The sequence below is a fragment of the Pseudomonas versuta genome (assembly GCF_001294575.1).
Lineage (GTDB): Bacteria > Pseudomonadota > Gammaproteobacteria > Pseudomonadales > Pseudomonadaceae > Aquipseudomonas > Aquipseudomonas versuta.
Genome location: NZ_CP012676.1, coordinates 2,164,574 through 2,177,893 on the forward strand (window position 1 = coordinate 2,164,574; position 13,320 = coordinate 2,177,893).

At 60.6% G+C, this 13,320-nt stretch carries 10 protein-coding genes; 7 read left to right on the plus strand and 3 right to left on the minus strand.

Going from position 1 to position 13,320, the window contains the following annotated elements:
• Positions 1-74 precede the first annotated feature (74 nt).
• Positions 75-1,361: a hydroxymethylglutaryl-CoA reductase, degradative gene (locus AOC04_RS09640; RefSeq protein WP_060692800.1), complete on the minus strand. Its 1,287-nt coding sequence runs from the start codon at positions 1,359-1,361 to the stop codon at positions 75-77.
• A 125-nt stretch (positions 1,362-1,486) separates the two neighbouring features.
• Between AOC04_RS09640 and AOC04_RS09645 the strand changes: the two genes are divergently transcribed.
• Both AOC04_RS09645 and AOC04_RS09650 read left to right on the plus strand, forming a co-directional pair.
• Entirely contained in the window at positions 1,487-2,860 is a 1,374-nt protein-coding gene (locus tag AOC04_RS09645; RefSeq protein WP_060692802.1) for an aminotransferase-like domain-containing protein, read from the plus strand.
• Positions 2,861-3,074: 214 nt separating this feature from the next.
• Positions 3,075-4,361: an amidohydrolase gene (locus AOC04_RS09650; RefSeq protein ID WP_082363681.1), complete on the plus strand. Its 1,287-nt coding sequence runs from the start codon at positions 3,075-3,077 to the stop codon at positions 4,359-4,361.
• Between the two features lie 18 nt (positions 4,362-4,379).
• Here AOC04_RS09650 and AOC04_RS09655 read toward each other — a convergent pair whose 3' ends face one another.
• A complete protein-coding gene (locus AOC04_RS09655) occupies positions 4,380-5,054 on the minus strand; it encodes an MgtC/SapB family protein (protein ID WP_060692806.1) in 675 nt (224 codons plus the stop codon).
• 181 nt (positions 5,055-5,235) lie between these two features.
• Between AOC04_RS09655 and alr the strand changes: the two genes are divergently transcribed.
• A complete protein-coding gene (alr, locus tag AOC04_RS09660; protein ID WP_060692808.1) occupies positions 5,236-6,465 on the plus strand; it encodes an alanine racemase in 1,230 nt (409 codons plus the stop codon).
• Positions 6,466-6,720: 255 nt separating this feature from the next.
• Complete coding sequence (locus AOC04_RS09665) at positions 6,721-8,823, plus strand: TonB-dependent siderophore receptor (protein ID WP_060692810.1); 2,103 nt, start codon at positions 6,721-6,723, stop codon at positions 8,821-8,823.
• Between the two features lie 215 nt (positions 8,824-9,038).
• Here the strand turns inward: AOC04_RS09665 and AOC04_RS09670 are convergent, their stop codons facing one another.
• Positions 9,039-9,491 (minus strand): carboxymuconolactone decarboxylase family protein, encoded by a 453-nt coding sequence (locus AOC04_RS09670; RefSeq protein WP_060692812.1) that lies wholly within the window; start codon positions 9,489-9,491, stop codon positions 9,039-9,041.
• Positions 9,492-9,602: 111 nt separating this feature from the next.
• Between AOC04_RS09670 and pdxR the strand changes: the two genes are divergently transcribed.
• From pdxR to AOC04_RS09685, 3 genes are all read left to right on the plus strand, one after another.
• Entirely contained in the window at positions 9,603-11,003 is a 1,401-nt protein-coding gene (gene pdxR, locus AOC04_RS09675; protein WP_060692814.1) for a MocR-like pyridoxine biosynthesis transcription factor PdxR, read from the plus strand.
• A gap of 169 nt (positions 11,004-11,172) precedes the next feature.
• Positions 11,173-11,703, plus strand: coding sequence for a sugar dehydrogenase complex small subunit (locus AOC04_RS09680; RefSeq protein ID WP_060692816.1), 531 nt, complete (start codon positions 11,173-11,175; stop codon positions 11,701-11,703).
• Positions 11,696-13,318: a GMC family oxidoreductase gene (locus tag AOC04_RS09685; RefSeq protein ID WP_060692818.1), complete on the plus strand. Its 1,623-nt coding sequence runs from the start codon at positions 11,696-11,698 to the stop codon at positions 13,316-13,318. Before AOC04_RS09680 ends, AOC04_RS09685 begins: the two co-directional genes overlap by 8 nt.
• Positions 13,319-13,320: the final 2 nt, after the last annotated feature.

Genomic DNA, 13,320 nt, shown 5'->3' on the forward strand with positions numbered 1-13,320 from the left:
GCTCGCGAGCTCTTGGTCGCGGCATTGAAAAGGCTCGCGAGCAAGCTCGCTCCTACAGGGTTGGCGGGGCAGTCTTACAGCCCGCGCTTTTGTTTGAGCAACGTTGCTGCATGGTCGGCACGTACATCACCGGCGTCGACCATTTGTGCGACCAGCCAGCTCACCTCTTCGCCACGGGCTCCCGCAGACAGGGCGATGTTGCGGGCGTGCAAGGCCATATGTCCACGTTGTATGCCTTCGGTAGACAGCGCCCGCAACGCGCCGAGGTTTTGCGCCAGGCCCACGGCCACGGCAATTTCTGCCAGCTCCTGGGCGGTTTTCACGCCAAGGATGCGCAACGACAGCTGGGCCAGCGGATGGGTTTTCGTTGCGCCGCCCACCAGGCCCACGGGCATGGGCATTTCCAGAGTACCGACCAGATTGCCCGCCGCGTCCTTTTCCCAGGTGGTCAGGGAGCCGTAATGACCATTGCGGCAGGCATAGGCGTGGGCGCCCGCCTCGACCGCTCGCCAGTCATTGCCCGTGGCAACGATCAGCGGGTCGATCCCGTTCATGATGCCTTTGTTGTGTGTGGCGGCGCGGTAAGGGTCAACCACCGCAAAATTGTAAGCATCCAGAATGCCTTCAATCACGTCCTCGCCCTTGAACGAAGCGGTGGTCAGCAACTGCGGGGCCACGCGGATCTGGGCCCGCGCCAGACGCAAGTCGGCGAGGTTGGACAGAATCCGCAGGCGCACCTTGCCGCCGGTGATTTCTTCCATCAACGGCGCGACAGCTTCGGCCATGGTATTCACGGTGTTGGCACCCATCGCATCGCGCACATCGACAATCAGGTGGGCTACCAGCATCGGCCCGCGCGGGCTTTGGGCAAAGGTATGCACCTCAATATCGCGGCAACCGCCACCGAGCCTGTTCAGCAACTGATCCTTGCGGTTGGCCAGCTCGATGATTTCGTCCTTGCGCCGCATCAGGCTCAGGCGGGCGTTGTACGGGTCCGACACCTCGACAATCTGCACCTGGGCACGCATCAGCGGCAGCGAACTTGAGGTCTGAAAGCCCCCGGCCTCACGTGCCAGTTTGGCCATGAAGGAAGCGGCAGCCACCACCGAGGGTTCTTCAACCACCATCGGCACGATCACGTCCCGGCCATTGATCTGGAAATTGCTGGCAACGGCGTAGGGCAGCTCGAAAGTGCCAATGACGTTTTCGATCATCCCGTCGGCGACTTCAAGTGCCAGTGCGCCCGCATCGCTGAGCAGGGCAACGTCGTCGGCGCTCAGCTTGAGCACCTCTTGCAAGTGCCCCAGACGCGCGGCTGGCGTCATGCTGCGGAACCTAGGAAGACGCGAATCAATGCTCATGAATAAATCCTGTGATCTTTATTATTTGACTTGCACCCTAATTCGCCTTGGCCCCGGGTAAAAGGTACAGTTCGGACAAACAGTACCCAAGCTGTACCCTCCTCTGATTTTCGGGACTCCAGACCATGACGCGCGTCACACTCGCCCAGCAGCTGGCGGCTTCGCTGGTCGAGCAAATCGGCAATGGCACATACCGCGCAGGCGATCGTTTGCCGTCGCTGCGTGAATGCATGCGCCTGTTCGGCCATTCAAAAAATACGGTGATCAACGCCTACGAATCACTGGCGTCCCAAGGCCTGGTCGAGGCCCGTCACGGGCTCGGTTTCTTCGTGCGCCCTGGCGCCCCTGCCACTCACGAATCCGATGACCCTTTGCCCTACGCCCGGGCCATGGACACGGTATGGCTGATGCGCCAGCAATTTGTCCGCGAGCCCGGCCAGTCGCCGCTTGGCGAAGGCTTCCCGCCAGTGGACTGGCTGATGGACATGCGGCTGGACAAATTCACCCGGCAGATCATGCGCACCGGCGTCAGCACCCTGTTTCGCTATGGCAACCGCCTGGGGAACGCCGGCCTGCGCCAGCACCTGGTACAGAAGCTGGCGAGCTATTCGATTAGCGCCACGCCCCGGCAAATCGTCACCACCCATGGGGCCAACCATGCACTGGACCTGATCGTGCGGCGCTTTGTTGCCCCGGGCGATACGGTGCTGGTGGAAGACCCCGGCTACTACCCCCTGTTCGGCAAGCTGCAACTGCAAGGTGCGCGCATGCTGCCAGTACCGCGTTTGCCCGACGGGCCGGACATCCAGGTGCTGGAGCAGCATCTGCGCCTGCACAAGCCAAAGCTGTTCTTCATTCAATCGGTGGGCCACAACCCTACCGGTTCCGATATCTCGCCAGGCGTTGCCCATCGCCTGGTGCAACTGGCACAGGCGCACAATTTTATTCTGGTGGATGACGATGCACTGGCCGACTTCAAGCCGGCTTCGGCCATCAAGGTTTCGGCACTGGATCAGCTCCGGCACTCACTGTATGTGGGCAGCTTTTCCAAATCGGTCTCGGCCGCACTCAGGGTCGGCTTCATCGCCGGCAGCAAGGAGCTGATTGACGAACTGGGTGACCTGAAGATGCTGTTGCACACCAGCTCATCGGAGTTCTGTGAGCGCACGGTGGATGTGATTTTGATGGAGGGGCATTTCCTGCGGCATCTGATCCGCCTTCAGGAACGGCTCAAGGCCGCGACGACGGCCGGCCTGCAGATGCTCGACGAGATTGGCGCCCAAGTGTTTTGCCGCCCTGAGCAGAGCCTCTACCTGTGGGCCAGGTTCAAGCACATTGACGATGCCCGGGAGCTGACTCGCCAACTGCTGCCCAAGGGTTTCATGATTGCCCCGGGGCACATCTTTTCCCCCGAGCAGTCGCGGATCAACCCCTGGACCCGGCTCAATGTGGCGTACTTGAATGACCCCTTGCTGATGGCTATTTTCAAGGACACCTGAGCAACATCGCTGCCCCCCCTGCAGGAGCGAGCCTCGCGATGGCAGCGATGGAGGCCCCACCGCCAATGCCCGGTAATCGAACACTTTTCGGCTGCCGGCCTTTGAACCCGTCAAGGCAACCACATACCCTGCCCGGATCCAAAACAACAAGAAGTGAACCGCCATGCCCATGCCCCTACGACCTGGTCTCTTATACCTTGCGTTGCTCAGCGCAATGACCGTGACCACGACCCAGGCCGCCGACCTGAGCTGGGTTGACCCGGCTGTAGCCTCAGTCAACCAGGAGGTGATTGACCTGCGCCATACCATTCACCAGAACCCCGAGCTGGGCAATATGGAGGTTAAAACCGCAGCGCTGGTGGCCGATCGACTCAAGGCGCTGGGTCTCGAAGTGCGTACCCAGGTCGGCAAGACAGGTGTGGTCGGCGTGCTCAAGGGCGGCCTCCCCGGCCCGGTGGTGGCGCTGCGTGCCGATATGGACGCGCTGCCCGTCAAGGAACTGAACGACCTGCCCTATGCCAGTAAAGCCACTGGCGTACGCCTGGGTAAAACCGTGCCGGTCATGCATGCCTGTGGGCATGACACCCATACCGCCATGCTGTTGGGCGCAGCCAGGGTACTGGCCGAGCATCGGGACCAGGTGGCCGGTACGGTGGTGTTCCTGTTCCAGCCGGCCGAAGAAGGCGCCGCCGATGTGGACGACTCGCAAACCGATACGCTGATCGGAGCCCAGGCCATGATCCGTGACGGTGCACTGGACTCGCCCAAGGTTGAAGCCGTGTTCGGGGTTCACGTGATGGCGGGCTACCCGACCGGGCACCTGTATTACAAAGCCGGAACGGTACTTAACAGCAGCGATCAGTTCCGCATCACCGTGGACGGTCAGCAAACCCATGGCTCGGCACCCTGGAGCGGGGTTGATCCGATTGTTGCCAGCGGCGCCATCATTGGCGCACTGCAGACCTTGGTGAGTCGTCGTGCGGACCTGAGCCAGGGCATGGCCGTGGTCAGTGTCGGCACCATCAATGGCGGCTCGGCCAGCAACATCATCGCGCAGACAGTCGAACTCACCGGGACCATCCGCAGCAACAGCCCGGCGATCCGCGACACCATCCTGAAAAAAATGCCGCCGCTGGTTCAGGGCATTGCCAGTGCCTATGAGACCCGGGCCGATCTGCAGGTGACCAACCATACCCCGGTGACCGTCAACAATCCGATCCTGACCGAGGCCATGGTGCCGGCGCTGGAACTGGCAGCGCCGGGCAAGGTTGAGCGCCTGCCTGCATCGCTGTCGCCCAGCGAAGACTTCTCGTATTACGCGCAAAAAGTCCCGGGGCTGTTCGTGTTTCTGGGGGCCACTCCCGCAGACCAGGACATGGCCTCGGCCCCCAACAATCACAGCCCCTACTTCACCGCCGATGACGCGACCCTGGCCACCGGTGTAAAGGCGCACGTGCAGTTCGTGCTCAATTACCCGGGGCGAGCCAACAGCAAGTCGTGACCGCTGCCAGACCGCAAGTTACTGAACAGCCTGCTCTTCAGTAACCTGCGGTATGCCGAGGATGTCGTTGACGATGGCGTTGTATTCCAGCCGTGACGTATTCCTGAACTCGATGGTGACGAATTCCGTGTCGTGGACCGGCCCCCGCTCGGTCACCAGATGCTTGATGTTATCGGCCCGGGCACCCAATACCTCCTTGAGCCGGTTCATTGTCAGGGTACCGGTCGGAGCCACCAGCCTGACCACGTGCACCTTCAGGTAATCGCGGTACTTTCGCTCCAGCGGTCCAAGGATCGCCAGAATCACCAGGATCAAGACTGCGGCCGCCACCGACAGCGTATACAGCCCGCCGCCCACCGACAGGCCAATGGCGGCCACTGCCCACAAACTGGCCGCCGTGTTCAGGCCCCTGATCACGGCACCCCGCTGCAAAATTGAGCCCGCCCCCAAAAAGCCGATGCCGGTCACCACCTGCGCCGCGATCCGCGAAGGGTCCAGTCGGGTACCGGGCATGGTCAGCGCCTGCTCGAAACCAAAGGCCGAAACCATCATGAACAGGCAGGCCCCGGTACACACCAGCATGTGGGTGCGAAGCCCTGCGGACCAAAACAGATGCTCGCGTTGAAGCCCGATCAGACAGCCCAGCAAGGCCGCCAACAACAACCGTAAACACATTTCCGGATCAGTAATCATCGCACGCGTCCCCCCGCAAACTTTCGAGCATAGCCAAGCTTTGGGGATCGGCCACAGATCATCGGCATCACGACACAATGAGACAGATCCGCGGCCAGGGGAGTGACTTTACCCGGCGTCACTTCTAGTATCGGCCCGCCCTACCGCCCCTCCCTAAAAATAATGTATGGAAACTCCGATAATGCCCTTCACTCGCACCCTGCTCGCCCTCTCTTTAGGCATGGCTCTGCTGCAAAACCCGGCCTTCGCCGCCCCGCCCCTGTCGATGACCAATGGTGTCGCGCAGGTCAATACCCAGGACAGCAATGCCTGGGTCGAAATCAACAAGGCGGCCTTTGAAAACAATATCCGGGTGCTGCAAACCACCCTGGATGGCAAGTCGAAAATCTGCGCCGTACTCAAGGCTGATGCCTACGGTCACGGTATCGGTCTGCTGATGCCGTCAGTGATTGCCATGGGCGTTCCCTGTGTCGGGGTCGCCAGCAACGAAGAGGCCCGTGTGGTGCGTGAAAGCGGCTTCAAGGGCCAGTTGATCCGCGTACGCACCGCCGCCCTCAGCGAACTGGAAGCGGCACTGCCCTACAACATGGAAGAACTGGTGGGCAACCTCGATTTCGCGGTCAAGGCCAGCCTGATTGCCGAGCAGCACGGCCGCCCGCTGGTGGTACACCTGGGGCTGAACTCCAGCGGCATGAGCCGTAACGGCGTTGAGATGACCACCGCAGAAGGTCGCCGTGACGCGGTCGCCATCACCAAAGTGCCGAACCTGGAAATACGGGCGATCATGACCCACTTCGCGGTCGAGGATGCCGACGACGTACGCGCCGGGCTCAAGGCCTTCAATCAGCAGGCAGAGTGGCTGATGAATGTTGCCGGGCTCGATCGCAGCAAAATAACCCTGCATGCCGCCAACTCGTTCGCCACCCTGGAAGTGCCCGAGTCGCACCTGGACATGGTCCGCCCGGGCGGCGCGCTGTTCGGTGACACCGTGCCGTCGCACACCGATTACAAGCGCGTGATGCAGTTCAAGTCCCACGTGGCCTCGGTCAACAGCTACCCCAAGGGCAATACCGTCGGTTATGACCGCACCTACACCCTGGGCCGTGACTCGAAACTGGCCAACATCACGGTTGGCTACTCCGACGGCTACCGCCGTGCGTTCACCAACAAAGGCATCGTGCTGATCAACGGCCACCGCGTGCCAGTGGTGGGCAAAGTGTCGATGAACACACTGATGGTTGACGTCACCGATGCCACGGATGTGAAAAGCGGTGATGAAGTGGTGCTGTTCGGCCAGCAGGGCAAGGCGCAAATCAGCCAGGCAGAAGTCGAAGACATCAACGGCGCGCTGCTTGCCGACCTGTACACCGTATGGGGCAACTCCAACCCGAAAATCCTGATCGACCAATAACAACCTGAAATCTGAAATCTGAAATCTGAAGCTGTAGGAGCGAGCTTGCTCGCGAGCTCTATCCATATGGCACCTCAAATCGCCAAAAGCTCGCTCCTACAGTCAGTCCGTCAGTCCTTCAACTGCATGAACACCCCCTCCGGCAAACGCGAATCGTAAAGATTGGTAAATAGCATTGATTGTTATTTACGCAAATGTGAAAATTTGTAACCAATTCTCGTTTACGCAGTTCCTTGCCCGGAGTATTCGCAGATCATGCGCAAAATATTCACCCTGCCCACGTCAGCCCTCACGCTGATCGCCCTGGGCGTTCTCAACAGTGCCGTTGCCGACACCCTGGACCTGCCCTCCACCAGCATCACTGGCGACAGTGAGGACGCGCCGCAGGGTTATCAGGCCAGGCCGAATGCCAGCACCACGCGGCTGAACCTGACCGCAGGGCAAACTCCACAAGGCGTGACCAGCATCAAGCGCGAGCAACTGGATGACTTCAAACTCAACAGTATCCGCGACGTGCTGGACAGTACTCCGGGGGTCAACGTGCAGAAGATCGAGACCGATCGTACTTACTTCACGGCCCGCGGTTTCGACATCACCAACTTCCAGTACGACGGCATGGGGATGCCATTGAATGGCGGGTTGCTGGTGGGCGATATCGACACGGCGCCTTATGAGCAAGTGGACATTTTGCACGGTGCCAACGGCCTGATGACCGGCAGCGGCAACCCCTCGGCCACGGTCAACTTTGTGCGCAAACGCCCCACCTATGACACCGAAGCCAAGGTCAGTGTCAGTGCCGGTTCCTGGGACAAACGCCGCGTCGACCTCGATGTCTCCGGGCCTCTGACCGACTCGGGGAATGTGCGCGGACGGGTGATTTACGCCAACGAGGTGGGCAATTCCTACCTGGACCGCTACTCGCGGGAGAAGAATATTTTCAGCGGCCTGCTGGCCTTCGACCTGACTGACAACGACACCCTGACTCTGGGCATCGAAGACCAGAAGACCAATGCCAACGGCGCCAGCTGGGGCGCGCTGCCGCTGACCGATGCCAGCGGCAAGGCGCTGCACTACAGCAGCACCCGCTCCAGCATTGCCCAGCCGTGGGTGTACTGGGACGTGCACACCACCCGCGCCTTTGCCGAGTGGCAACACAGTTTCGCCAATGACTGGAAGTCGACGCTGACCCTGACCGCCATGGAGCACCGCGAAGACACCAACATGTTCTACGTGTACGGCAACAGCGGCTCGGCCACCGGTTTCACCGGCCTTGCCTCCAACTACAAGGACAAGACCCGGGAACTGGATGGCGACATCTCCTTCAGCGGCCCTTTCACCCTTGGCGGTCGTGAACACCAACTGACCTTCGGCGCCAACGTGGCTCGCTCGCGCACCCAGGAGACTTCGCTGTATGGCACATCGTCGTACTACACCGACGTCTCGCTGCAAGATGCCCTCAACGGGGTCATCCCCAAGCCCACCTACAACATCGCCAACGCCGCTGATACTTCGAACTACACCGACCGCCAGAAAAGTGTCTACGCCGGTGCACGCTTTAGCCTGACCGACGATCTGCACCTGATCACCGGGGCACGCATGCTCAGCGCCGACAGCGACGGCGAGAACTACGGCTCGGCCCGGGATGTGAGCATCCACGGCAAGGTCACGCCGTATGCGGGCGTGGTCTACGACCTGACCCCGCACTACTCGCTGTATGCCAGCTACACCGAGATATTCAATCCCCAGTACTACCTCAACACCCAGGGCAAAGTGATCGACCCGCTGGAAGGCAAGAGTTACGAAGCAGGCATCAAGGGCCATTTGCTGGACAACAAACTGGATGTCAGCGCGGCAGTGTTCCACACCAAACAGGACAACGTCGCGACCTATGCCGGCTTCAACCCGGCGCTGGGCGGCTACCTGTACGACGGCATGTCCTACAAGAGCAACGGGATCGAGCTTGAGGCATCCGGCGAACTAGCGCCGGGCCTGCAAATCAGCGGCGGCTACACCTACGTCTACATCACCGATGCCGACAATGACCGCGGGCGCAAATTCATCCCGCGCAATGCCCTGACCTCCTCCATGACGTACAAACTGCCGATGGCGCCGAAGGTCAAGGTGGGTGGCAGCCTGAAATGGCAAAGCAAGATCGAGAACGACGCCGCGGCTGCGGCAAACCAGGCGGCCTATGCACTGGTGGGTTTGATGGCCAGCTACGACATCGACCCGCACTGGAGCACCCAGCTGAACCTGGATAACCTCACCAACCAGAAGTACCTGCAAAGCGTGCGCTATGGGCAGAGCAACTACGGCGACCCGCGCAACCTGACCGCTTCGGTCAGCTGGAAGTTCTGAGTAACGCCTGACCGCCCCCCTACTGTAGGAGCGAGCTTGTCTGTAGGAGCGAGCTTGCTCGCGAGCTTTTTATCGAGCCGATACTGATGACCGAGTGAACGCGAGATTCTCGAGAAGCTCGCGAGGCAAGCTCTTGGTCGAGGCATTGAAAAGGCTCGCGAGCAAGCTCGCTCCTACAGGGTTATGTGGTGAATGTGACAGAGCAAGAGGCCCGATTACCCCCGGGCCGCTGCCGGGGTCATGCGAAAGGCCACGCCGAAGCGGTTGAAGGCGTTCATCAGGCCGATGGCATAGGTCAGGTCCGCCAGTTCCTTGTCGCTGAATTCAGCCGCCGCCTGTTCATAGTCAGCATCACTTACCCCGCTCTGCTCTACCCGGGTCACGCTTTGTGCCCATCTCAACGCAACCCGCTCACGCCGGCTGAACAACTCGCCCCCTTCTTGCCACACCGGTAACAACACCAGCTTTTCAACGGCCATGCCGTGCTTGAGCAAATCGCGCGAGTGAAGATCGATGCAGTAGGCACAGCCATTTATTTGCGATACCCGCAGATACACCAGGTCGATCAACGCTTTTGGCAGACCGCTGTTTTGCACACAGGCGTAGACATTGGCAAATGCCTTGTTGCCCTCGGGTGAAGCCTTGGAGTAATCGATACGCGGGTTCATGACTGTCCTTGCAGTGGCACATTAGGTGAGACCATAGTGCCGGCTCATGGCTCTATCAAAAAGAGCCATGAATTGCCTTCTTCCATAGGCCATGATTCCTTCAGGCAGACCATGAAAACCACTGTGCCGCGTATTTCCCCGCTGGACCCGACCTCCAGTGAACCCATTTACCGCCAGCTCTACGCACGCTTTCGTGCGGCCATAGCCAACGGCTCGCTCAAACCCGGTGAGCGTGTGCCCGCCGCACGGGCTCTGGCCAAAGAACTGGGACTGGCCAGAGGCACTGTGGATGGCGCGTATTCATTGCTGAGCTCCGAAGGCTATCTGCACGCGCGGGGCCAGGCAGGAACGGTGGTGGCGCAAGGGATCAGCAGTAAGCTTGAACCGACAACCGCCCCTGGCACAGCCAGCCCGGCCCTGCGCCAGCAACCGCAGATCTTGCCCTTTCAAATGGGCCTGCCGGCGCTGGACGTTTTCCCCCGTAAAACCTGGGCCCAAATCGGCGCACGTTGCGTGCGCAGCGCCACCGTCGAGGACATGGCCCTGCCCCCGGCCCAGGGCCTGGAAGCGTTACGCATCGCCATTGCCAGCTATTTACAGGTTGCCCGCGGGATTAGCTGTGCCCCGTCCCAGGTGTTCATCACCACGGGGTATCGGGACACTCTGTCGCTGATCGCCCATGCATTGCTCGAACCGGGCGACCGGGTGCTGGTGGAAGACCCCGGTTATCCGCCTACCCGCCAGTTGCTCGGGCACTTGGGTATAGAGGCAGTCGCCACTGCCGTGGATCAGGACGGCATATGTTTGCCCCGGACCATGGACGACCGGTTTCGTGCGGCCGTGGTCACCCCCGCCCACCAGAGCCCTCTGTGTGTATCGCTGACACTGCCGCGCCGCCAGCAACTGCTGGCCTGGGCCAGCCGGCAACAGGGCTGGATTGTCGAAGACGATTACGACGGCGAGTACCGCTACATCAGTCGTCCGCTGCCGGCACTCAAGAGCCTGGACCGCGATGGGCGGGTGATTTACAGCGGCACCTTCAGCAAGGTGCTGTTTCCGGGGATACGCCTGGCTTATCTGGTGGTGCCCGAGGCGCAAATCGCGCGCTTTGAAAGTATCAGCCAGATTTTTCGCGGTGGTTGCCCGCAACTGACCCAGGCCATCGTCGCCTCCTTTATGGCGCAAGGTCACTTTGCCCGGCATATCCAGCGCATGCGCAAACTGTATGGCGAACGTCGCGCACTGACGGTGCGCGGGCTGAACAACGTACTGGGCGAGCATGTCAGCATCGATGCCAACCCCGGCGGCATGCACCTGATCATGCATCTCAAGGGCTCGCAATCGGACACCGTGCTGGTGCAACGCATGCGCCAGCACGGTCTGTTCGCCGAAGCACTGAGTGAATGGAGCCAGCAATACCCACCTCAATCGGCTCTTCTGCTGGGGTTTGCCAACATCCAGTCACAAGCCAGCGCCGAAGCACTGGGCCAGCGCATTCTGGCGCTTATGTAACAGCGGCCATGGCACTGAAACAATTAAAGATAGTTAGCTAAACATTTGTTATTGTTGCGCGCCCCTCTCTGGCGACTAACCACCGCCAGTGCCCTTCCCGCGCAATCACATCGTTGATTGCGCAAATGCTGCACCCCCATAACTAAAACCTGCAACGACAGGAAGAACCATGAATTGCCTGAATGATCTGAAAAAGCCTACGCGGCGCGTGCTGCTGCAAGGACTCTTGACTGCTTATACCGCGTCCCTGATTCCCTTCGCCTTAGCCGAAACGGTCGACACACCAGAACAAGGTGCCTTTGTGGCGCTGTCAGCGATCATCGCCGGGCGTCAAAGCCTCGACCCGGTGCTGGCCGGCATGCTGTTCAAAGCACTGGTTGAACAAGACCCCGGTTTTGCGCAGGCAGCCAAAGAGCTGCTGGTGCTGATCAATGAGCGCCAGATTGACCCCATGCAACTGCAAAAGACCCTGGATGACGAGAAATCGTCCCTGGCCAGCGTGCCGCGCAAAGTGGCCTTGGCCTGGTTCATGGGCGTAGTCGGCAGCGGTGCCCAGGCCCGTTGCCTGGCATACGAACACGCCTTGAATGCGCAGATCGTCGCTGATGTGCTCAAGCCCCCTACGTATGCCTATGGCACTTATGGAAGCTGGGCTCGCAACCCGACAGTCGAATTGAAAAAAGAGGTGAACAATGTCTGATCAACTGTCCGCGGACATCGTCATCATCGGCTCGGGTATCTGCGGCGCCATGGCTGCCACTCACCTGCTCAAACAAGGCGCCTCGGTGCTGATTCTTGAAGCAGGCGGCCCTATCGATCGCGGGCGGGTGGTTGCCGCATTCCGCAATTCGACACGTAAAAGTGACTGGATGTCGCCCTATACCTGCAGCGACATCGCTGCGCACCCGATCTACAAGCCCACCGACAACGGCTATCTGGTTCAGGGCGGCCCTTACCCGTATCCGGCCGAATACATCCGCGGCGTCGGCGGCACCACCTGGCACTGGGCCGCGCAGGCATGGCGCCTGGTGCCCGGCGACATGCGGATCAAGACCCTGTACAACCTGGGCGTCGACTGGCCCATGACATACGCAGAACTCGACCCTTTCTATCAGCAGGCGGAAGAGATCTGGGGCGTGTCAGGCGCTGAAAACACCGGTTCACCCCGCACCCAGCCGTTCCCGATGGAGCCCGTGACCGAGCCCTACGCCATGCGCCGCATCCGCGAACGCCTGGCCCCGGCGTTCCCGGTAGTGGGTAACACCACCGCCCGTAACAGCCGCGCCTATGACGGACGCCCGGCCTGCTGTGGCAACAACAGCTGCCAGCCGATTTGCCCGATTGACGCGCAATACCATGGCGGCATCGCGATTCAGACCGCAGTGGACGCAGGCGCCCGACTGCACGTCAACGCCGTGGTTTATCGCATCGAACATGATGACCAGGGCCATATCGTGGCCGTGCACTACTTCGACGCGGACAAACAATCGCACCGGGTTACCGGCAAGACGTTCATCCTTGCCGCCAACGGCATCGAAAGCCCGAAACTGCTGCTGATGTCTGCCAGCGACAAGTACCCCAACGGCCTGGCCAACAGCTCCGGCATGGTGGGCCGCAACCTGATGGACCACCCGAGCACCTCGCTGACCTTCGATGCCGATGAAGAACTGTGGCTGGGCCGCGGCCCGCAAAGCCCGAGTTCGATCAACACCATGCGCGATGGTGAGTTCCGCTCCGAGCATGCTCCGTATCGCCTGGACTTCACCAATATCTCCCGGGTCAACGGTGCCACTGACGCGCTGATCACGGCCGGGGTCTACGGTGCCGAATTCGAGAAGCAGTTGCGCCACCGCGCCGCCTTCGAAATGAGCCTCAAGGACGTGCTGGAAGTCCTGCCCAACCCTGAGAACCGCATCAGCCTGAGCGATCAGAAAGACAAGCTGGGGCTGCCCAAACCCAAGGTCAACTACGCCATCGACGAATACACCCGCAAGGGTACGGCGCGGTCCCACCAAGACTTCGCACGGATTGCCGAAATGATGGGCGCCACCAATCTGCGCTATAGCGCCGAAGGCAGCTTTGCCAACAACCAGCACATCACCGGCACCATGAGCATGGGCAACGACCCGAAGACCTCGGTGTGCGACAGCTATGGCCGTACCCACGACCACGACAACCTGTTCATTTGCAGCACCGGTGTGATGCCGACTTCGGCCACGATGAACTCAACCCTGACCGCTGCGGCACTGACTTTGCGCACCGCGCAACACATCTTGCCGAACCGGATTATTGCCACTGAACAGGGACGGGGCTAAGC

What these genes read in the sequence shown, in the direction of transcription:
- AOC04_RS09640 (WP_060692800.1), bottom strand. Translation starts at nt 1,361, where the DNA reads ATGAGCATTGATTCGCGTCTTCCTAGGTTCCGCAGCATGACGCCAGCC.
- AOC04_RS09645 (WP_060692802.1), top strand. Translation starts at nt 1,487, where the DNA reads ATGACGCGCGTCACACTCGCCCAGCAGCTGGCGGCTTCGCTGGTCGAG.
- AOC04_RS09650 (WP_082363681.1), top strand. Translation starts at nt 3,075, where the DNA reads ATGACCGTGACCACGACCCAGGCCGCCGACCTGAGCTGGGTTGACCCG.
- AOC04_RS09655 (WP_060692806.1), bottom strand. Translation starts at nt 5,054, where the DNA reads ATGATTACTGATCCGGAAATGTGTTTACGGTTGTTGTTGGCGGCCTTG.
- alr (WP_060692808.1), top strand. Translation starts at nt 5,236, where the DNA reads ATGCCCTTCACTCGCACCCTGCTCGCCCTCTCTTTAGGCATGGCTCTG.
- AOC04_RS09665 (WP_060692810.1), top strand. Translation starts at nt 6,721, where the DNA reads ATGCGCAAAATATTCACCCTGCCCACGTCAGCCCTCACGCTGATCGCC.
- AOC04_RS09670 (WP_060692812.1), bottom strand. Translation starts at nt 9,491, where the DNA reads ATGAACCCGCGTATCGATTACTCCAAGGCTTCACCCGAGGGCAACAAG.
- pdxR (WP_060692814.1), top strand. Translation starts at nt 9,603, where the DNA reads ATGAAAACCACTGTGCCGCGTATTTCCCCGCTGGACCCGACCTCCAGT.
- AOC04_RS09680 (WP_060692816.1), top strand. Translation starts at nt 11,173, where the DNA reads ATGAATTGCCTGAATGATCTGAAAAAGCCTACGCGGCGCGTGCTGCTG.
- AOC04_RS09685 (WP_060692818.1), top strand. Translation starts at nt 11,696, where the DNA reads ATGTCTGATCAACTGTCCGCGGACATCGTCATCATCGGCTCGGGTATC.